The 21,396-nt window shown below is 64.0% G+C and carries 16 protein-coding genes; 13 read left to right on the top strand and 3 right to left on the bottom strand.

Annotated features, from left to right (window positions below):
- Positions 1 to 128: 128 nt before the first annotated feature.
- The 3 genes from AH6_RS25395 to AH6_RS25385 form a co-directional block, all read right to left on the bottom strand.
- Positions 129 to 1,289: an MAB_1171c family putative transporter gene (locus AH6_RS25395; protein WP_067484291.1), complete on the bottom strand. Its 1,161-nt coding sequence runs from the start codon at positions 1,287 to 1,289 to the stop codon at positions 129 to 131.
- 2 nt (positions 1,290 to 1,291) lie between these two features.
- Positions 1,292 to 1,873, bottom strand: a complete 582-nt coding sequence (locus tag AH6_RS25390) for a hypothetical protein (protein ID WP_157431713.1) — start codon at positions 1,871 to 1,873, stop codon at positions 1,292 to 1,294.
- 198 nt (positions 1,874 to 2,071) lie between these two features.
- Positions 2,072 to 2,521, bottom strand: a complete 450-nt coding sequence (locus tag AH6_RS25385) for a helix-turn-helix domain-containing protein (protein ID WP_067484285.1) — start codon at positions 2,519 to 2,521, stop codon at positions 2,072 to 2,074.
- A gap of 255 nt (positions 2,522 to 2,776) precedes the next feature.
- On the opposite strand from AH6_RS25385, the gene AH6_RS25380 reads away from it, so the two are divergent.
- The 13 genes from AH6_RS25380 to AH6_RS44065 all read left to right on the top strand — a co-directional run bounded on the left by AH6_RS25380 (position 2,777) and on the right by AH6_RS44065 (position 21,378).
- A complete protein-coding gene (locus AH6_RS25380; RefSeq protein WP_067484282.1) occupies positions 2,777 to 3,097 on the top strand; it encodes a hypothetical protein in 321 nt (106 codons plus the stop codon).
- A gap of 11 nt (positions 3,098 to 3,108) precedes the next feature.
- Positions 3,109 to 3,846: a DUF8175 domain-containg protein gene (locus AH6_RS25375; protein WP_067484279.1), complete on the top strand. Its 738-nt coding sequence runs from the start codon at positions 3,109 to 3,111 to the stop codon at positions 3,844 to 3,846.
- Positions 3,847 to 3,902: 56 nt separating this feature from the next.
- On the top strand, positions 3,903 to 5,489 hold the full coding sequence (locus AH6_RS25370; RefSeq protein WP_157431712.1) for a hypothetical protein: 1,587 nt from the start codon (positions 3,903 to 3,905) through the stop codon (positions 5,487 to 5,489).
- Entirely contained in the window at positions 5,486 to 7,042 is a 1,557-nt protein-coding gene (locus AH6_RS25365) for an SCO6880 family protein (RefSeq protein ID WP_067484273.1), read from the top strand. Before AH6_RS25370 ends, AH6_RS25365 begins: the two co-directional genes overlap by 4 nt.
- A 2-nt stretch (positions 7,043 to 7,044) precedes the next feature.
- Positions 7,045 to 8,544, top strand: a complete 1,500-nt coding sequence (locus tag AH6_RS25360) for a VirB4 family type IV secretion system protein (RefSeq protein ID WP_067484270.1) — start codon at positions 7,045 to 7,047, stop codon at positions 8,542 to 8,544.
- Positions 8,545 to 8,546: 2 nt separating this feature from the next.
- Positions 8,547 to 10,409 (top strand): type IV secretory system conjugative DNA transfer family protein, encoded by a 1,863-nt coding sequence (locus AH6_RS25355; RefSeq protein WP_067484267.1) that lies wholly within the window; start codon positions 8,547 to 8,549, stop codon positions 10,407 to 10,409.
- Positions 10,406 to 11,320 (top strand): hypothetical protein, encoded by a 915-nt coding sequence (locus AH6_RS25350; protein WP_067484264.1) that lies wholly within the window; start codon positions 10,406 to 10,408, stop codon positions 11,318 to 11,320. Before AH6_RS25355 ends, AH6_RS25350 begins: the two co-directional genes overlap by 4 nt.
- Positions 11,317 to 12,312: a DnaB-like helicase N-terminal domain-containing protein gene (locus AH6_RS25345; RefSeq protein WP_067484261.1), complete on the top strand. Its 996-nt coding sequence runs from the start codon at positions 11,317 to 11,319 to the stop codon at positions 12,310 to 12,312. Before AH6_RS25350 ends, AH6_RS25345 begins: the two co-directional genes overlap by 4 nt.
- Positions 12,313 to 12,433: 121 nt before the next feature.
- Complete coding sequence (locus AH6_RS25340) at positions 12,434 to 13,459, top strand: DnaB-like helicase N-terminal domain-containing protein (protein WP_067484258.1); 1,026 nt, start codon at positions 12,434 to 12,436, stop codon at positions 13,457 to 13,459.
- Positions 13,460 to 13,475: 16 nt separating this feature from the next.
- Positions 13,476 to 13,826 (top strand): hypothetical protein, encoded by a 351-nt coding sequence (locus AH6_RS25335; protein ID WP_067484254.1) that lies wholly within the window; start codon positions 13,476 to 13,478, stop codon positions 13,824 to 13,826.
- Between the two features lie 184 nt (positions 13,827 to 14,010).
- Positions 14,011 to 14,325, top strand: a complete 315-nt coding sequence (locus AH6_RS25330; protein ID WP_067484251.1) for a transposase — start codon at positions 14,011 to 14,013, stop codon at positions 14,323 to 14,325.
- A 509-nt stretch (positions 14,326 to 14,834) separates the two neighbouring features.
- The gene (locus AH6_RS44070; protein WP_169807904.1) at positions 14,835 to 20,849 is read left to right on the top strand and encodes a fibronectin type III domain-containing protein; all 6,015 of its coding nucleotides are present in this window, start codon (positions 14,835 to 14,837) and stop codon (positions 20,847 to 20,849) included.
- Positions 20,827 to 21,378, top strand: a complete 552-nt coding sequence (locus AH6_RS44065) for an SMI1/KNR4 family protein (RefSeq protein ID WP_157431710.1) — start codon at positions 20,827 to 20,829, stop codon at positions 21,376 to 21,378. Before AH6_RS44070 ends, AH6_RS44065 begins: the two co-directional genes overlap by 23 nt.
- The last annotated feature ends 18 nt before the right edge of the window (positions 21,379 to 21,396 follow it).

Genomic DNA, 21,396 nt, shown 5'->3' with positions numbered 1-21,396 from the left:
CGAAAGACGCCGTGGGCGTCGAGAAAGAGCAGCTCAGAGAGCATGTCTTCTAGGGAAGACAAGTGTGGTGACCGTATTGTCCTGTTTGGCTTCTGTCAACTCAGGGCTACGGACTCGGCCGGAAAGGGCTAAGAGTCCTTCTGGAGAAGACGGCGTGCGGCCTCTGCGACGGCTGGAGACCGGTCGGCTCGGCGGATGGCGAGGAACAGGCGGACGTCGGAGTGCAGGTCTTGGCCACCGGCGGCGGGGGCCAGGAGCTGCTGATCGTGATTGCGTCCTTGGGCGAGGGCTGCGATGCCGACGCGGAGGGTGGCGGCGTCCACCGCGCTGGCCAGTTCGGCGTCTTCCAGGCCACTGGCCTGGAGGCTGTCGGTGATCGTCTGGAGTTCTTGCGGGCTGAGCCGGCTGCGAAGGAGGAGCCGCGCGTCATGGAGTTCGAGCGTGCGGCGGAGCAGTCCCATCTTGAGATCGGGACGGGTGAGGTCGTCGCGGAGCCGGGGCCGGCCGAGGTGGACGACCTCGGGCGCGTGGCTGGTCAGGCGGTGCCAGATCGGGCGTAGCGCGATAAGCCGGTAGCGGTCGCGGAGCCGGGCCACCGTTTGTCCCGCAGGGGGGATGGCTAGGCCCACCAGGGCGAGCAGCACGGCACTGTTGGAGAAGAGCGCAATGGTGGGATATGCCCAGGCGGGGGTGGTGTCAGAGTTCCTGCTCAGGAAGTCGACGGTGAGAACGCCGCTGTCTGTCAGCGCGTAGATCGTTCCAAGGATGTTGTGGACGTACAGCAGCCACAGTCCTGCGCGGACGCAGGCATCTGACGCCATCCGAGCGGAGGAGCGGTAGATGGCCGCGCCGACGACGAGGGTCAGCGCGAGGCAGCCATCGAAGATCAGGAGGTAGGCCACGACCAGGGGCGATTCGGCGGCCCGCAAGGCGAACTCGGTCTTAGGGGTGGTCTCGATCGCAACGAAGATCGCTGTGAGGAGCACGCCGAAGGCGAGCGTGGCGAGGTGCCTGTGCGCCAGCCAGCGAGACCGTACCGGGAAATCGGTCCCCGCCAGCCAGTTGAGGGACGCCCAGCACGCGATGATCCCAAGGAGGTATTTCACCAGGTGGGCGGGCCCGGGAAGGCCCTGCCACCTGGACATGGCGTCCATCACGGGCGGAAAGCCGGAGGTGAGGGCGATGGCTTGGCTGGCGTAGACGAACCAGAGGCGCAGCCGTCCCGGATGGCGGATCGCCGACGGCAGGCGCCAGATGATGGCCAGCCAGAGAGCCGCAACCACGAGCATGGTCAGGCGCTTTTCTTGCGGAAGGCCGGCCAGCCGGAAAGGCGGCGCGTGGGCTTGGCTCTCCTGGTACGGACCGGCGGGCGGAGGATGTCGGCGAGCTGGCTCATCGGAGAGTTCTCGTGGGCGGGCTCGGCGTCGCTGGCCTTCTCCAGGATCAGGCTGGCCAGCAGTTCGGCTTCATTCTCCTGGCGGGAGTCGTAGAGACCGCGGAAGAGCATCGTCCGGATTCCGCTTCCGCAAAGATCGACATCGGGGGCCAGCAGGGACAGGAGGTCGACATCGACCACGGTCTCCGACCGGTGATCCAGGAGTAGGTGGGAGATTTCGTGGAGGATGATCCCGTCGCGGTGAAGCGGGCTGGCGGTGGGATCGTAGGCGACCACGTCGAGTTCGGGGACGGAGATCGCCACCCCGAAGATCTTCAGGGCGGAGCGGGCCTTCTCGGGCATGGGAAGCAGGTAGAGGGGCTTGCCGCGCTCGGCCGAGACGATCTTCCCAAAGGCTTCCACGGTGAAGGGTCGGGGGAGGGGAAGGGTCGCCAAACGTTCTTCGCACCGAGCCCGCAAACGCTCCTCTTCACCCATGCCGTCCCCCGAGCGAATCTGTTCTAGTCACTTCCTCGCAGGTCAGAGCGGGAAGCTGCCCTCAGGCGTCAAGGGAGGGTAAGGGTGCAAACCGGGTGATCCGGCCAGAAAAACAGGTCGCGGCGGGTTGGACCTCGGCGAAACACCTTAGCTGTCGGGCCTGAGAGCAGGTGAGGATTTATTCACCGCGCTCGAAGGTTATTCGCCAGGCCCGGAAGAGGTGTCCTGGTCTTCGACCGGAAGACCTTCGAGCCGGCGCGCGTTGTCGACCATGCCGATGAGCGCTTCAAGGCTGCCCTCCGACAGTCCGACGGCACGCAGGGCCAGTCGCTGCACGCCGCTGTCGCGCAGCGCCCGCAGGAGCTCAAGCTGGGCGTTGGTCCGCTCCGCCACCTCGTCGTCGGTGAAGTACTCAAGCTTCACCCCGAAGAAGGCGGCGATCGGTTCAAGCCTCCTGAGGCTCGGTGTCCGCTTGTCCCCGGAGCGGAGCGCGCCGAGGTAGGCAGGGGAGATGACCTGCTCGCCGGCCTGTTCGTTGATGAGGGTCGCGGCTTCCCGCAGGGAGTACGGGCCGCGATCGCGCGGGTGGACGGTCTTGAACAGGTGGTCGAGGCGACGGCCGAGTGTGCCGGGATCGCCATCGGTCATGCGGTTAACGCCTCCACCGGGTGCGTCGTCGGGGACCGGAACTCGGCCAAAGCATGCATTGGCTTCTCTGGTTTAGCAAGTTGGACTTTCGGGGCCGGTCTTGAAGCCCACAGTTGACGCCTGCCCGATTTGTCCCATATAACCATGCGACACGCCGTCTTCTGTGGAAGACGTGCAGGTCAGTGCCTTTGGAGCGCCGTATCGGCCCAGCCGCAAAGCTCCAGGCTATGCGACCTCAACCCCTGAGGAGTCACCGTGTCGCTCTCCCTCTCCTTCCCGCACCTCGCACAGGTCGTCGCAGCCCTGCCCGCGGACATCCCGAACCCTGCCCCCGTCGACCCCACGGGCGGCAGCCAGGGCATCAACCTCCTGCTGAGCTACACCAAGTGGGGCGTCTTGATCGCTTGCGGCGTCGTGGCCGTGGCCTCCGGCGGCCTGATCGCCTTCGGCACGATCTCCGACCGGCCCGGCGCCGCTGAGAAGGGCAAGAGGGCCTTCGTGTACTCGCTCATCGGCGTCGTCGCCTCCACGATCGCGATCCCGATGGTCAACACCGTCTTCGGCGCCTCGACCTGAGCGGAGACCTCGTGAGCAACACGTTCATGCGCCGCCGCCGGCCGATCCTGCTCTACCTGGTCATCGCCGCCGTCGGGATCGGCGGTCTGGGCGCGGTGGGCTTGGTGGTCCAGGTCATGCGCGAGCCGAAGGCGCCCTCGGCCCCGCGGGCGCCGGTCGCGTCCGAGTCGCCGGGCCCGGTCACGGGCATCGGCCAGGCGGGAACGATTCCCGGCCAGGTGGGGCCACTGCGCACGCTCCCGGGAACCCGGCAGGTCGGCGACGTCGCCGTCGGGTACCCGCACACCCCGGTCGGAGCTGTCTCAGCGGCGGTCTACTACTGGAGCCAGCTGTCCTCCACTCTCGACGTCGACCGCGCCACGACGCTGATCAAGTTGATCGCCGACCCCGCGTGGACGACCGCCGTGCCGGAGATCCAGGACGGCCGGGGCAAGACCCGCGCGCTCCTTGGCCTCCCGGCCACCGGTCCCGTCCCCGACGGCGCCGACGTCCTGTTCACGCCCCTGATGTACCAGGTCAGGTCGGTCCAGCCGGACTCCATGGACGTCCTGCTCCTGGGCTACTACGCCACGAGCAAGCCCGGCCAGCAGCTGGCTACCAGGGTGATGCTCTTCCCGACCAAGATCCGCTGGGTCGGCGACGACTGGAAGCTGCCCGCTCAGAACCTGGCCGGGGACTACGCGCCGCTGATGGCCACGCCCGGATCAGACGACGCCCTGTCCAAGGGCTGGCAGCCCCTCAATTCCTAGCCGCGCTCTCCGGCACCCCCCTTCCCTGATCAACGTCTCACTCACCGGAGTGTGCTTTGGCCTGCCCCATCAATCCTGCGGACTGTGTCCCTGACGTCACGGGGGCGATCGGTGACGGCCTCAAAGGGCTCGCCAGCAGCGCCTTTGAGCAGGTGGTCAAGAATTTCGTGACCGCCGCCAACACCCTGCTGGAGTCGTTCGCCAAGGCTTTCGCCAAGATCGACGGACCTGACCTTTCCGCGCCCGGCGTCAAGAACGTCTACCTCACCAGCCTCGGCATCGCCGCACTGGTCGCCTGCTTTCTGCTTCTGGGGCAGATCATCCGCACCGTCGTCACCCACGACGGTTCCGGGCTGGCGACCGGGCTGGTGGGCCTGCTGCGAGCGGCACTGGCGATCATGCTCACGGTCACCGTGTCCACCGCGGCTCTGAAGGCGTCCGACGAGCTGACCGACTTCATCATCAACCGCACCTTCGGCAGCACCAGAGCACTCACCGCGAAGATCGCCGGTGTGATCAACTGGACGGACAGCAGCCAGGTCAGCGGGGCCGGCGCTTTGCTGCTGATCCTGGCCGTGGTCGGCATCCTGCTGACCCTTGTGCTGTGGTTCGAGCTGTTGTTGCGCAACGCCGCGATCCTCGTGCTGATCGCGACCTCTCCGATCGCCGCGGCCGGACAGGTCCACGAAGGTACCCGGCAATGGTGGACCAAGACGGCCGTCGCCGCCGGGCAGCTCATGGTCCTCAAGCCGATCATCGCGCTGGTCTTCGCCTTGGGCTTCGGGATGACAGGCGAGAGCAAGGATCTGCAAGGGCTCCTGGCCGGAATGCTCATCCTGGCAATGGCGGCCTTCTCCTGGCCCGCCGTCGCCCGGTTCTTCGCCTTCGCCTCGGTCCAGGTCGGCGGCGCGAGCGGACTCGGATCGCTTCTCGGGTTCGCCGCAGGACAGAACGCCGACAGCGGCAAATCCAGTGGCGGCGGCCCGGTCGGCACCAGCCCTGACCAGTTCTCCCAGGCAGCCGAAGGCCGCACCATGGCCCAGTTCGCCGGAGAGGGCGGCGGGTTCGCCAAGGCCGGCGGCAACGCGGCCGGCACGGGCGCCGGAGCAAAGGGCGGCGCCGCAGCAGGTGGAGCCAGCGCGGGTGCCGGAGCTGCCGCCGGTGTGGCGGGCATCGCGATCCTCGCGGCCAAGACAGGCCAGAAAGCGATCAACTCCCTCGCCGGCGGCATGGACCAGATGGCCGCCCACGCCGGGATGCAAGGCCGCAGCGCCCAGTACGCCGCGGGCATGCCGGTCAACGCCGACCGCTACCGCCACAGCCGCGGTGGCGGTGGCGGTGGCGGTAGCGGTGATGACGGCGGGCAGGAGGACGGCGGCAACGTCGAAGGCACCCCGCACGGCCGACCGGCGTCGCCTCCCGAGGAGGGGGCGCTCCAGGCCGAGGTGCCCGACGCGCCTCCGGCGGAGGCGGCTCCCGATCCGGACAGTAGCCCGCCGGAGCCCGCAGACCCCTCGCCTCTGCAGCACCGGACCGTCCACGACGACCCGGCCCCGGCTGGGCAGCCGGGGCCGCCCTCCAGGCCCCGAAACCAGTCGATCGACGAATCTCCTCTCCCCGAATCCAAGGACGGTGACCAGTGACCACGAACAGCGAAAGCGCAGCCCCCGCCGCCCGAACCTATTTCGGGTGGCAGCTGGAGAAAGTGAACTTCATCTGGGGCTTGTCCGGGCAAAGGGCGATCATGCTCGGTGCCGCCGTCCTCCTGGGAATCTGGCCGCTCTCGATGTCGGCGCCCCGGCAGGGGATCGTTCTGTGGCCGATCGCCGCGCTGTTGGCGGTGCTGGCCTACCTGCGGGTGGCGGGCCGCACCGTCGATGAATGGCTGGTCGCCGCGATCTCCTACGGCGGTCTCCGGCTGAGCGACCGCCACAAGTACCTCGGTGCCGCTTTCACCCCCCGCTCGAAGAAGCGCGGCGTCAAGCCCAGGCTCGACCTGCCGGGCATCCTGGCCCCGCTGACGATCCGTGAGGTGGTCGACGGCAACCTCGAACCGATGGCGATCGCCCAGCACGAGCTCGACGGGACGTTCACGGCGGTCGCGCGCATCCGCTACCCCGGCATCGCCTTGGTGGACCAGTCCCGGCGGGATCAGCGTGTCGCCGGATGGGGAGCACTGCTCAGCGGATTGTGCACCGAGGGCAACCCGATCGTCCGTGTGCAGGCGCTCCAGCGGCTGGTCCCCGAATCCGGGGCGGCTCTGCGCCGCTGGCATGACGACCACCTGTCGGACTCCGCGCCCGAGGCCGCAGCCGAGATCACCAAGACCCTGCTGCAGAACTCCACGCTGGCCACGAGCGAGCGGGAGGCGTTCTTGGCCTTCACCCTCGACAAGCGGCGGGCGGCGTCGGCGATCAAGGCGGCCGGGGGCGGTGCGGCGGGGGCCTCCGTCGTCCTGGTCCGCCAGATCCACGCGCTCAGCTCCGCGATCACCGGCGCCGACCTGCAGATCGAGTCCTGGCTGTCGCCGCGCGACCTCGCCGAAGTGCTGCGGACCGCGTTCGACCCGCACTCCTCCCGCGTCCTGGCCGAACAGCGCGCCAACGCCGCCACCACCCGCGCGATGGGCGCCGAGGGGACCAATGTCCCGGGCGTGCCGCCGACCATGGCCGGGCCCGCCGCTGCTGAAGCGCACCGTGGCCACTACCAGCACGACGGCGCCTACTCGGTCTCCTACTGGATCGGGCAGTGGCCCGAGCACGAGATCTTCTCCACCGCGCTGGCTCCGCTGCTGGGCGAGGGCATCCACCACCGGCGTTCGATCTCCATCCACATCGAACCGCTCAGCCCCCGCAAGGCCGAGAGCGAGGTGATGCGCGAGCGGACCGCCCGGCACGTGGCGGTCAGCATGCGCAAGAAGTCCGGCCAGATCGTCCCCGAGCACGAGCAGATGGCCTTGGAGCAGGCCCGCGCCCAGGACCGGGAACGCGCCGCCGGCCACGGCCTGGTCCGCTTTTCCGCCTACGCGACCGTGACCGTCACCGACCTGGCCGACCTGGAGAACGCCTGCGCCGCGCTGGAGAGCAGCGCCGCCCAGGCCCGCATCGAGATCCGCCGCATGTGGATGGCCCAGGACGTCGGCTTCGCGCTCGCCGCTCTCCCGCTCGGCATGGGCCTGCCGAAGAAGAGGTACTGATCATGGGATTTCGCCGTAACGACCGCATCGAGCTGAACTCCCTCGACCTGGCCGATTTCCTGGGGACGACGCCCGCGCCCAAGAAGCCCAAGCGGCGTCCCTCCGGTCAGACCAGGGAGCACCGCGACCCGGTCCCGCCTCGCCGCGGGTACTCTCGTGCCTTCGCCGGCCGCGCGCCCCACATCCCGTCGGTCCCGGTCTTCCGCGGTTCCACCGGCCAGGTGCAGGGCCTGTACCCGTGGCTGCACGGCGCGTCGATGCCGCCGGTGGGCGCATATATAGGTGTCGACTGCCTCAACGGGTCGGCGTTCGCCTGCCACCCCATCGAGTGGCTGCACCGAGGGCTGATCACCAACCCCAACATGCTGATCACCGGTGTGCCTGGGGCGGGCAAGTCCGCCACGATCAAGGCGCTGATCACGCGGCTGTCGGCCTATGGGGTGAAGGCGTTCATCCTCGGTGACATCAAGAACGAGTACGCGCCGCTGGCGCGGGCGTTCGGCGTCGAGCCGGTTGAACTTGGACCCGGGCTCGGCACCCGGCTCAATCCGCTGGACTCCGGTCCGCTGGGCGCCAACCTGCCGTCCGACCCCGAGCAGCTGCGTGAGCGGATGGAGGAGATCCACCGCCGCCGCATCACCTTGCTGTCCTCACTGCTGGTCATGCGGCTCGGCCGCGACCTGTCACCGACCGAGGAAGCCGCGATCAGCCTCGCGATCAAGTACGCGAGCGGCCAGGCCACGGCCGCGACCACGCTGACCGACCCGACGATCCCGCAGATCTGGCAGCTCCTGCGCGACCCGCTCCCGCAGATGGCCGAAGAGCTCCGGATCCGAGGGGAGGACATCACCGAACTCCGGGAGATGATCCGGCCCGCCTGCGACGCCCTCGGCAACATGGTGCAGGGATCACTCAGCGGCCTGTTCGACGCCCCCACCAGCGTCCGGCTCGACTTCGACGCGCCGATCCAGACGGTGGACCTGTCACGGATCGACGGCCGCGGGGACGAGACCGTCGCGATGACGCTCGCGTGCGTCTCCTCTTGGGGACAGGCCGCGATCGACGAACCCGGCGGCCCGGTCCGCCTGGTCGTGCGGGACGAGCTGTGGCGGGCGATGCGGATCCCCGCCATGATCCGCAAAGTCGACTCCGACCTTCGCCTGTCCCGAGCCCAGGGCACCATGCAGGTCCTGGCCACCCACCGCCTCGCCGACTTTGAAGCCGTCGGCCCCGAAGGCTCCGCCGAAGTCGCCATCGCCCGCAACCTCATCGCGAGCTGCGACGTGCGGATCTGCCTCCGCCAAGACACCGGACCACTGGCGATGACGCGCGATGCGATCGGCCTGACCGACACCGAATGCCGCCACATCGCCTCCTGGTCCGGCGAACAGCTCGGCCGCGCGATCTGGAAGATCGGCCGCACCGCCTCCCATGTGGTGCAAACGGTGCTGACGCAGGAGGAACGGCACCTTTACTGGACCAACGAACGCATGGCCGTTTGATCATGAAGGACAACGAAACCGTCGTCAGGAGGAGCTTCCTCGACGGGCCCAGCGATTATCTCATCGTCGGCCTGGTCACGCTCGGCGGCCTGGGAATGATCGGCACCTGGCTGATCGGCCAGCTCGCCGGTCTTCTGTTCTGCTGGACCTGGCCGCAGGTCCCCATCGGCACGGGCCTGTCGATCCTCGGACAGCTCCCGCGCCACCTGAGCGATCCCCGGCAAGCCTGGCCAGCCGACACCCGATCCTCTCTTCCCGGCCTGTTCGGATTCGGTGTCACCGCGCTGCTGGTGCTCACCGCGATCGCCGCCGCGGCGACCCACCTGATGCGGCGGAAGGCCCGCTCCACCTCGGTCCGCGGGTTCGCCTCGGCCGAACAACTCGACAAGACCCTCACCGTCAAGGCCGCCCTTGTCGCAGGAGAGTCCATCCGGCCCAGCGTCAAGGGGACCGACTTCCCGGTCGAGGACGTCGGCGTCCGGATCGGACGCGCCCGCCACACCGGGCAGGCACTGGCCGTCTCCGCCGAGGCGTCCGTGCTGCTGCTCGCCGCCCCGCGCACGGGCAAGACCAGCCAGGTCGTCATCCCCTGGATCCACCACTGGCCCGGCGCCGCCTTCGTGGTGAGCCTGCGGTCGGACGTGCTGGAAGCGACCTGGGGGACCCGCGCGACCGACGGCCGGCCGGTGTGGGTGATGGCACCGACCGGCATGATCAATTGGCCCACCATGGTCCGCTGGTCGCCGACCTCGGGGTGTGAAGACTTCGACCGGGCCCGCCGCCGCGCCGACATCATGGTCACCGTAGGCAAGGGCGAGGGAGCCGGCGACACGGGCAACGGGGCGTTCTTCGGCATGACGGCCACCAATCTGGTGGCGGGCTGGCTGCACGCCGCCGCTCTCATGGATCTCGCCGCGATGAGTGACGGCAAGGGCCCGGCGGACTACATGCTCGAATGGGCTCTCGACGAGCGCAACGACCAAGCCGTCAAGATCCTCCGCGACCACCCCAAAGCCGCCATGGGCACCGCGGGGATGATGGACGCCCTCTACCGGCAGCCGGGAGAGACCCGCTCCAACCTGTGGAGCACCGCCTTGACGGCGCTGGCCCCGCTGCTGTCACCGACCGTCCGCAAGACCTTCGTGCCGCCGGGCCACGCCAACACCCTCGATTTCCAGGAGTTCATCGAAAAGCGCGGCACCCTCTACCTGTTGATCAGCGAGCAGGACGCCCGCGCGCTCGCCCCGCTCATGACGGCGTTCGACGATGCCTTCCAAGAGGCGTTCATGAAGCACGCCGCGACGTTCCCCGGCGGCCGAGCCGACCCACCCGTCATGAAGATCATCGACGAGATGGCCAACACCCTGCCCAACCCCCACACTCCCGACCTCATGAGCTTCTCCGGGGGCTCTGGGATGTTCTTCGTCGGCGTCCTGCAGAACCGCTCCCAAGCCGAGGCGAGATTTGGGCCCTATGGGGCCGCGATGCTGTGGAAGGCCGCCACCGTCAAGATTGCCATGGCCGGTCTGGCGGGGGATGAACTGGAGGACTTCTCCCGCCTGGCCGGCGAATACCGGGAGATGCTCACCACTTACCAGTACGGGTCCGGCGGGCAGCACACCGTCCAATCCACGCTCCACGACCGCCGCACCATGAGCGTGGACGCGATCCGCACCCTGGACAAGACCAAACGCGAAGCACTGATCATCGAGTCGTCGACGCCGGCGGTGGTCGTCCGGATGCTTCGCCACTACGAGGGCCCGGACAAGGAGATCTACGCCGCGTCCGCCGCGAAGGCCCGCATGATGATCAACGGGCACGGGCTCGAACTCCCAGAGAGCCCGGAGACGGCGGCGACGGGATGAACCACACCGACCCCGACTCCGAGCCCGGATCCTACGACGATGAGTTGCTCTCCCCGTCGGTGCCGCGGATCAAGCCGTCCCTGACCGCAGGACACCACTCCGCCTCCAAAACAATGTGGAGGCTGCGCGCCCATCGCAAAGCCCAGGCCCAGGCCGACAACCAGGCCCAGGCTGAGGGACCGAAGAAGCCGGTGCTCGCCGAGTGGCACACCCTGATCGCCGACGAACGCGATGCCGAATGGGCGCAGCTGTGCGCCTGGGTGACCTGGCTCCACGACCGGTATGAGCTTGACGTGGAAGAACGCCTGCCTCGCTGCTGGGCGCAGCACCCCGGCATGATCGAGGAACTCCGGGCCCTGCGCGCCTGGCGGGTTGAGATCTACGCGGTGGCCGGGTCCACCGGGCAGGCGGCTCGATACTGGCACGCCGAGCTCCGCCAGACGATGACCGCGGCAGCGACCTTCTACGCCAACGGCTGCCGCGCCGGCCACCGGGGATCCACCAGCCCCGCACACAGCGATCACGGCCTTCAAGAGCGTTGGACCGGTGCCGACCACTGCGCCGGTATCCCGTCTGAACTGCTCACCGACCAGGAGAGCACTGGCCAGGAGACCGCCACGGAAGTGGCCTCAGCACCTCGCCGCGACAGCTACCTGTACCTGACCACGACCACGATGACCGGCCACGTCGCCACTGGGACGGCAACGCCGATGAGCCAAGCCGTGAGCGAGCTTGTCCACTACGACGGGTCTTGGTGGGCGCACAAGGACGGCGGTTGGCTGCGGGTCATCGACCTGGAAGCGCACCGCTGGCTCGATCAGCGCGCCGAAGCCCTCCGCCTTGCCGACCGCAGCGTCAACAGAGTCCGCACTGATCGCACCACCGACCAGGAGAACGGGGAGAGCCGATGAAAGTCTGGGCACACACGGTCGAGGAAGGGATCCTCGGAGCGCTCATTTACGACCCCGACCGGCTTGAGGACATCCCGCTCCCCGTGAGAGAGCGGCTGCTGTCCGATGAAGGGATCCTCGTTCCTGACCACGTCGCGATCCTCGGCGCGCTGGTTCAAGCACGAGCCGTCGATCCCGAGCTGCGCGGCACAGACCTGGTGAACGCGATCGTCGCGGCCGTCGACGACCCTGCGGTCCGTGCGGAGAGGCTGCTCGGCATGGCGTTTCACTACACCGAGCCCATCTTCCTCGCGCGAGACGCCGACGACCTGATCGCCTTCGCGCAAGCACGAAACGGCGGCCCGCTCCCCGAGCGGATTTCACACTTCCGGGCGTTGAGCGACCCGAACGGCCAGGACGGACCCACCCGGATTCAGGAATTCGTCCTCACCGCCCTGATCAAAGATCCGGAGTTGGCGCGCGAGGTTGCCGAATGGCTTCCGGCCGAGGCGTTCACCACGCCGAACAGACGCGATATCTACCAGGCGATCCTCGCCGCGGACCAGCTCGCCGAACTCCCCGCAGGAGGCTTCGGCCCGACGCTGGTCGAGGACGTCAACGTCGCCCGCGACGCCCTGGCCGAGCGCGTGGCCGCTGATCCTGCATGGGAGCTGCCCAGCACTGGGCTGAACCTGAACAGCTTCGACCTGAACGAGGACGGCTACATCCGATACCTCGCGCATGCGTCGATGGGCAAGTTCAACGGCGTCGAGTTCGCCCGGGTCATGTTGGAAGAACTGACGATGACCGAGCCCCCCATGGTGCTCCCCGCACCGGTCCGAGCTCTGTACCCCTCCCTCTACCCCGGCCCCTACACTCCCGACCTCCGCTACGAGGGCCCACCGCCGATCCAAGCGGAACGGACCCAGGAACTCGGTGCGTCGCACGTCGCTCACCAGCACGCCCAGCAAGCGCCCGCCGACCGGCCGATCACCCTCGAAGCCCCACGGTGAACAACGCCGATGGCCGCACCGGCAGGCGCAGACCGGAGGCAGCCCAGCCGACCATTCACCGCAACGGCAGTTCGGACCCTCCTTTCTAGGCAGGCCCCACGACGACAGGAGGTTTCCCTCGATGACATCCCTTGTTCACCGCACGGAAGAAGCGCTGCTGGGCGCGCTCATCCACAACCCGGCCCTTGTGGCTGACGCTCCCTATCTGCGCCCCAGCCACTTCGACGACCCCGACCATCAGGCGATCTTCGCCGAGCTCGTTGACCTGCGCGTCAACGAACCGGCCTTGCGCGGCATCGCCTTGGCCGAACAGATCGTCTTTCTGGCCAACCAGCCGGACATCACCCTCGACCGGCTGACCGGCCTCGCACTCAACAGCCCGGATATCGCGTCCATCGCCCACTACGGCCGGATGATCCAAGAAGCGGGCCTGTATCGCGAGTTCGCCGTCCATGCCGAACGGATCACCCGGGAAGCGGGCGAGGTCCGGGGTGTCGACCCCCAGCTCGACCACCTGGACGAGCTCGCGCACGCTCTCGCCGGCCACTACATCCGATTCAACGCGGCCTTCAACGCACCTCTCACCGTCGCCGACGTCGACCAGACCACCGAGGACCCCCGCGCGGTGCGCGAGGAACTGCTGCTCGCCGACCTGATCCAGCACCCCGCCTACATCGCCGAGGTCAGCCCCTGGTTGGACGCCGGGGTGTTCACCGCCGACGAGCGGCGGGATCTGTACCACGCGATCGTCACCGTCGAGCTGAATGGCGAACCGATCGAGGAACTCACGCTGGCCTGGGAGATGACCCGCTCCCAGCAGAGCGAACTCCCCATCGCAGCCACCATCACCGACTCAGGCGGGAGTCCGGCAAGCGCCGGACAGATCAACCGGCTCGCCTCCCTGGCTGTCGAGGCCGGCGCGTCCGTGGAGATCGGCGCCGACCTCCTCGCCGACCACACCCGCGACGAGCTCACCGCCGGGAAGGTCACCCTGTCGGTCGTCACCGACCACACCCGGGCTTCGACCCTTCGCCAGGAAACCCAGCAGCGGTCGCTTGGCCGCGAAGTACCCCAGGCCCAAGCGCCGCTCCTCGAACCCCCCGCCCAACAGATCGGTCTCGACGGTCGCGAGATGCGCCAGAAGTAAAGGAGCCCTGACGATCATGACGCTCCCCGAGCGCACCACCGCCGCCCCGTCGACCGCCCCCTCTCCGACCGCAGAGCCGGGCACAGAGTCTGCGATCCCCGCAGGCACGATCATCAGCCACGCGGAGATGAACGACGCTCTCGACGCCGGGCTCGTCCGCAGGTTCGGGCAGACGATCGGCTACGCCGTGCACTTTCGAAACTGCTGGTGGATCCACTTCGAACGCGGCTGGATCAGCGCGGACCAGCGCCTCGCTGACATGCTGGAAGCGCGGTCCGCCGAGATGACCGGCCAGGACGCCATCGTTGCCCGCAGCGCCGTGCACCGGCCCACACCCGCCGACCGCACCGAGACGACACCCCAGTGAGTAGCGACGACGGCTCTCTCCTCGACCCCCACGCCCCGTACCAGGAACCGGAGTTCGCCGACCGATCGACACGACGATCATCCACGCCCGCACCCGTACCTGCCGCAGCGCGATGGCGGCCGGATCTACCGCTGTTTGGCCGAAGTTACTGAGCTTTGAAGAATAGTGTCGTTGCCACTTCAACATGGATTGCGACGCCCGGATCCGTGCCTTCATCGACGCCTGTGACTGGCTGAGCGTGTTCTACCTGCCGACCTACGCCCCCGACCTCAACCCCGTCGAGGGCATCTGGTCACTGCTACATCGCTCCAGCCAGGCCAACACCACCTTCACCGACCCCGACCACCTGATGCGCACCCTGCGCCGCGGACTCCGCAAGATCCAACACCACAGCCACCTCATCGACGCCTGCCTGACAGCCACCGGCCTCACCCAGACGACAACACCCGTTAATCCTCGGCAACGTAGGCGTTTCTACGGGAGGAAAGCCTTCGGGTGATGGCGGTGTGAAGCAGTCTGGTTACTCTAAGCTCGGTCCTCTTCGGTGCTGCTATCTGACTTGTGGCCAGTGCTGGACGAGCATGTATGACCTTGTCGGACGGGAGAAACCGGGTGATCCTTCTGGAGGTCTTCCCGTCTCAGTGATCTTGTGTATATGTTCCTCTGGCGAGTCCTAGCGGATCTTTCCGCCCAGGCTCGATCCGCGTGTTCGGCGCGGTAGCTGCGAAGGCTGGAGGGCTCGTGCTCAAGCGGTTGCTACTGTGCCTAGCACTGGTGGTGTCAATGCCCTCGGCGCTGGTGGACCTTGCGCATGCCGAGCCTGCGAACCCAAGCCCTCGGCAAGGTCAGAGAGCCTCTTCACCGACTCCCTCAGTCCCGACACCGCGCGTCACAAAGTCGTCTTCCTCTCCGGTTTCACCGCGTCCTCGCACGCCAGGTGTCCGCCGAGCAACTCCATCACCAACTACCTCCGCTTCACGAACGCCAACGCTCAATACCGTCTCTCCGGTGCGCTTGGCTGCGGGAACGGGGCAGTACGCCGGTGGCTTGCGGATTCGTCTACTCAGCAATGTCTCGATTGCGGCTGGTGCGACTTCGATAGTGAAGGTTGCCGGGGTCGGGGGAATCCCGGCGACGGGTATATCGAGTGTGGCGGTGAATTTCACTGTCAACGGCACCGGCGGGTCGGGCGCGTTGACGGCCTATCCCTCTGAGTTGACTGCGGCGCCGGGAGTGACCGGCACCCGCTATCGGTCGGGTGTGTTTGAAGACCATCTGCTGATAGTCAAGGTCGGTACCGACGGCCAAATCAAGGTTAAAAACACCGGCACGGTAGCGGCTGCGGTGTACGCCGATGTGCATGGGTACTTCACCGCCGAGGGCACCGCGACTGGCTCCAACTATGTCCCGCTGGACACCGCGCGCATCATCGGCAACCAGACGGTGGCGGCTAACTCTACCGCTACCTTCGCTGCTATGGGGGTCGGCGGTATTCCCTCTTCCAATGTTGGACAGGTCGTCTTCTCGCTGGTTGTCAAAAGTGAAGGCTCAGGGCGGGCGATGGTGTTTCCCTCCGGTGGCACGGCACCCTCCTCCACCAATATTACCTATCGGCCTCCCACTTTCGTGTCGAATTTGGTGATCGTGCCGCCCGGTAGTGACGGGAAGATCTCAATCAAGAATGTCGGCTCGTCCCCTTTGACGGTGTATGCCGACATCACTGGGTACTTCGCCGCTCCCACCGCAGCGGTTTCGGCTTCTACTCAGACCCCGGTCACACCCACTCGGATCGTCAATAGCGCTACGGTCGCGGCCGGCGCAACCTACGCGGTGGCACCACGTGGCAAAGCAGGCGTCCCAGGAACCGGAGTGGGTGCGGTGGGGATCAATCTCACCGCCAAGAGCACCGCTGGCGGTTTGCTGCGCGTCTACCCCACCGGGCAGACCAACGTCCCCAATGGCGGGTCCATCGCTTTCCAAGCCAACGACGACTGGGCCAACTTCATTCCCATAAAGCTTGGTGTCGATGGCACCTTCACCATCAAAAACACTGGTACTACGGCGATCACCCTGTCGGTCGACACCTTCACCTACTTCACCATCTCTGTAGCACCAGGCCCGCCAACTGGCGTCACTGCTACGGCCGGAGATGCATCGGCTACGGTAACTTGGCAGAAGCCAGCCTCTGATGGAGGGGCGCCAATTACCAGATATACCGTTACCGCCAATCCCGGCGGCGCTAAGTCGAACGTCGACGGCTCTACGCTTCAAGCTACCTTCGCCACCTTGACTAATGGCACCGCCTACACCTTTACGGTGACCGCTGCCAACATTGTGGGCACCTCAGCCCCATCTTCCGCGTCCGCGCCCATCACTCCTAAACCAGCACCGGTCAAGCCGACGCCGCCAACTGACGTCACCGCTGAACCTGACGATGCGCGCGCTACTGTTAAGTGGCAGAAATCCGCCGAGGGAAGTTCACCGATCACCGGTTATACCGTGACGTCCTCTCCCGGTGGCAAGATGGTCAGCGTCGCTGGTTCCCAGACACAGGCAACTGTTTCTGGGCTGAACAATGGGACGACTTACACTTTCACAGTGACCGCAACTAATTCCGCTGGCACCTCTGCCGCTTCGAAACCTTCAGTTGCGGTCAAAGTGGGACGTGTAGCGGGCGCTCCCACTCAAGTCGTTGCGAATGCCGCCGATGGTAGCGTAAGCGTTACCTGGGCCGCCCCTACAGACTCAGGCACCTCCCCGGTCACCAGCTACACCGTCACAGAGCCCACCATTTCTAAATCGGTCACCGTAGCCGGAACAACAGCGCTGTTCGCAGATCTTCCTAATGGACGGACCTATACTTTTTGGGTCAAAGCGACTAATGATATCGGCGACTCGGCATGGTCAAACCTGTCTAACGCGGTTACCCCACAGTCGCTTCCCGTTCCCGGACGACCATTGATCACCAGTGCCGAACCGCGCGACGGTGAGGTCGCATTGGCATGGGCGCCACCGCAGACTGGTGGTGCGGCTGTTGCAAAATATCGGATCACGGTACAGCCTGGCGCTCGAATACTGGAAATCGCTGGTGAGGTGTCTGCGACGACGGTCCGAGATTTGGACAATGGTACTTCTTACACATTCACCATCGTCGCCATTAACGGTATCGGTCAGGGCACTTTCTCGATCCCGGTGCAAGCTACACCTCGTGCTGGGCAAGTCCCTCTCCAGCCCACTGTTGTGCGTACGGTCACCGGGGATGGCCGGATCGATATCCACTGGCTGACCGCCCGCGACGGTGGGGCCTCCATCTTGGCTTACAAACTGGCAGCGGAACCGGACGGGCCTCAAGTCGATGTGCCCGCCAACGCCACCACAGCCTCCCTCACTGGGCTTGCTAACGGTAAAAGTTATAATATTCAACTAACGGCGATCAACAGGGTCGGTACCAGTCAAGCCACACGTGTCGCCAATCTTGTTCCCAAGGAAAGACAAGCGCCGTCGGCTCCATTCGACTTGGAGACCACCGCCACTGCCGATGGTCAAGTAGAGGTGAGTTGGCACCCCCCTGCCGATCCTGGCGCATCACCGATCAACGAATACCGCATCACGGTAAATCCTGGTGGCAAAACGGTCACCGAACAGGGTTGTGGCGTCCAGCAAGAACGCTGCCGCACCACAGTCACTGGACTTGATCCTGCCACGGAGTACACCTTCAATATCAGTGCCAACAACTCTGATGGCACTGGTCCTGCCAGTGAAACCAGTGCTCCAATCCGCGCCATATTCCGAAGCAAAGCCGACGCGTGGCAACTTACGCCCATGGCCGCAGAGACGCTCGTTTCCTCAGAAGACGACGGAACTCTGATCTTTAATGCTCCACCGGCGGAAGTCACTCAACTCGCTTCAGGGCGTATAGTGATCATTCCGCCGACTAAGGCCGCTCCTGAAGGCATGATCCGGCGGGTCGTCAGAATCAGCAACTTGGGTACTCGCGTCACTATCGCGACCGTTCCTGGGCATCTAACCGATCTGATCACCGACGGTGACTTCAGTGGACAAGTGACGCTGGGGGCCGCCGATCTAGTCAGTCCCCAAAGACAGACAGGAAAACAGCAGCGGCGTGGTGATGGGGAAATTCCAGCTGGGCCTCCACTGCACTTTCCCCTTCATCAGAGCATCGGTAAAAGTGGCCGTATTGACGCAGACCTCACCATTGCCCCCAAGCTCGTTTATAATTTGAAAATCCGCAGTGGTACGATCAGTGGGCGGGTTGCTTTGCAGGGTCGCCTCACTGGTCACGTCCGGGCGCATGCTGCCCGCCAAGAGAATTGGAGCAAGGAATTTGGTCTCGGTAAGCAAAAATTCCTGACTACCGTCAAGGCTGGTAGAAACCGTATACCTATTGTTGTAACACATATACTGAAGGCCACTGTGCATGCGGACGCGTCTGGCGCAGTGACACTCTCAGGCAGGCCCGATATCACGACAGGTGTTGAGGCGAACCTTTCTGGTCCCAAGGGGACGACTGGACCGCTCTTCGAAGACAATACCGTTGCCGATCGTCCTGAACTAGACGGCTCGGCATCTATTCGTCTTGGACTTACGGGGGCGGAGTTTGTGTCAGTTGCGGGAACCCTCGGAATAGGTGCCCAGGTTAATCCTTATTTGATGGCAAAAGCAGACACCAGCGCCACCCCCTGGTGGTTTGTGCGTGCGGGAGCGGATATACGGGCTTGCGTCTCGTGGTTCGACGAGTGCACACCAGCTTCGCTGTCGAAAGATTTCTATGTCACACTAAAAAGCGCAGATGGTCCCTTCCGGGGAATATCGATCACGCCCGACCATATCTCAACCGGACGAGGAAAATCTGTCGATTTCAATGTGACCGTTCATAACGCTGCTGACGGTCCGGTCCGGTGGGAAGTTATCGAAGGCCCCGGCTCTATCGATCAGACCGGGCTGTATGTAGCTTCTGCGGGGGGCCGTGCGGTAATTCGGGCTACCCGGGAAGATTCCAGCAACGTTGATGATCCGACGGCGGAAGCCACCGTCGAAGTTGATCCGTATGTGCCTAACGCGCCAGTAGACATTAAGGCTGCTGGTGGACCGCTATCCGCAAACGTAAGTTGGCAGCCACCGAAGGACACGTTGGTCGGTATCACTCAATATGCGGTGGTTGCTACGCCGCTCGATCAGGAAGCTCGTGCGGTTACGGGCTACACGAGCCCGTCCGAGCGAGGACTTCTGATTCCTGAACTGGTGCCTGGAATAGCGTACAGTATACAGGTGTATGCAGCTACCGAACGAGCCGTGAGCTCGCCTTCGCAAGCGGTAACTGTAACACCGACTAAGGGGTTGAACCCTCAGGGGGATGCTCGACTTCTTACAGTCGATGCAAACGGTAATATAGATAGTGAGCGGGATAGCACAACATATTATCCCAAAATATCCGGGGACGGTCGCTATGCCTTCTTTGCAGTTAAGGCAAGTAGCAATCTGATTCCCGCCGAAGCGCGCAAGATCGGCAGCAGTTCTCTTTATCTTGTTCGTAAAGATATCGACACCGGTGAAATTAAACTGGTATCACGTCGGGCAGATGGACGTACGCCCGCACCGATAGTGCCAAGGTTTAATTACGCGATCACAGGCGATGGCGAGCGCGCTGCCTACATCACCATGCCCGAGGGGGGCAGCTCCTCGCCATCAGGACGCGACCCGGCCACTGATGCAATCGTCATCGATATCGACCAAGGAGACACCTGGACTGTCTATGATGGAACCACAGATTGGACGCCGACTGAGATCGGCAATATTAGCGGCGATGGCGACATTGTATTGCTCCAGATTGAAGGGCTGGATGCCAACACGAATGATTGCTGCCAGCTGATCCGGGCGGAACGAAACGGTTCCAGCAAGATAGTCGATCGACGATACTACAGTGAAGATGAATCTTCGGATTCAACTTTTCTTGGCTTCTCAGATATGTCAAGCGATGGGAATACCGTCGTTTATGATTACACGACATGGCTGCAAAAATCCAGAGCCTACATGCACGAAATAAAAATATATTACCACAGCATTCAGAAGACTGAAATATCTTACAGGGTAATAAAAAATAATCAGACACCTTATAGTAACTTCCATTGGCCGCATATTTCTGCGGACGGGACAACTCTTACCTATTCGGCGCAGGCTCCTGAAAATGGCCCTTTCACAGCTTTTACTAAGAAGGTCACTGCCGCCGGTGTGCCCGGTGTCCCGGTCGGGGGCGGAAATGGGGTCTTTGACGCGCGTTCATTGAGTGCCAATGGAAGGTTTATAACCGCTTGGCGTTATGATGGCACAAATGGCATATTTGACTCCGTTGCCGGCACGACAATGGAATCGAATTTCGGTACTATTGCGTCGCTGACTTATGATGGCGGTGCTGCATTGGTTGAAACTCGCTGCTCTGGCTTTTGCAATACGGGAGTCTGGTATCAAGCGTACAATCTCCCGGGATTGCGTGGAAATCTTCAAGGGTGCAACGTTCCGGACTATGGCTACATCGGTCAATATGGACGCCGTACCGGGATGAGGGTGAAGCTTTGTTTTCCCATGCCAGAGGGAACTCCGGCGAGCGCGCATGTTAAGCCACCGGGCTGGCCCGCAAAGAACGAGTACATCCCTGGCACCAAGGAGTGGAGGTGGGCGCGCGGACACCTCTTGGGCAATCAGCTAGGGGGATCAGGCTCCGATGCGCGCAACCTCGTCACAATGTTCCAGCTCGCTAATCGTGAACTGATGGACCCGGAAGAGGACAAGGTCGCCAATACTGTGAAGGATGGCGAGGATCTCTATTATTATGTAGCCCCAGTCTACACCGACATACCTTCACAAGGAGAGGAGCAGGACCTCGCTAAGCGTATGCCCGACAAGATTCATATTGTCGCAAGCGGCGAAAAGGGATTCTTTCTAGATGCCTGCATCCCCAATGTGGAAGGAGGGATTGTTACCTATGACGACCCTTGCACAGCTTGAACAATTGATTGGTCCGCCACTACGGGAAGCGCCTGCTGCTGACTGGAATGAATTGGGACAAGAGTACGGACTGAAATTTCCTCGGGATTATATAGCACTGACCGAGCGCTATCCGGAATTGGTCTTCAATGAATTCTTGACTGTCTTCCATCCTTGTTTTAGCGACGCTGCCTGGAATGATCGAATGTTGAACATACCAAGATCATGGCAGCCAAAGGAGCTCAGTGTCTGTATCCCTGCGCATGACGTGATCCCTGTCGAATGGGGTGGCCCATTTTCTGTATATCCAAAAGTAAATGGATTGTTCCCTTGGGGTATTACTGTAAACGGCGACTATTGCATGTGGCTCACAAATCGAGACCCGGCTCTCTGGACGGTGGTGATAGCCAATAGATTTAAAGTATGGCATTATCGAGGAAGTATAGTTAATTGTCTGAATGATTTGCTTTCGCGTCAAGTTGATAATCCCCTTTTCCCTGATGATTTTCCAGGCAATGCAAATTTGATCGTAGAGCAAATATTTCCCTGAATGACGCTTTTGTTGCGA

The organism is Actinomadura hibisca NBRC 15177 (genome assembly GCF_001552635.1).
Classification (GTDB): domain Bacteria; phylum Actinomycetota; class Actinomycetes; order Streptosporangiales; family Streptosporangiaceae; genus Spirillospora; species Spirillospora hibisca.
The sequence above is the reverse complement of the archived record's forward strand: the minus strand, read 5'-3'. Positions and strand labels throughout refer to the sequence as shown.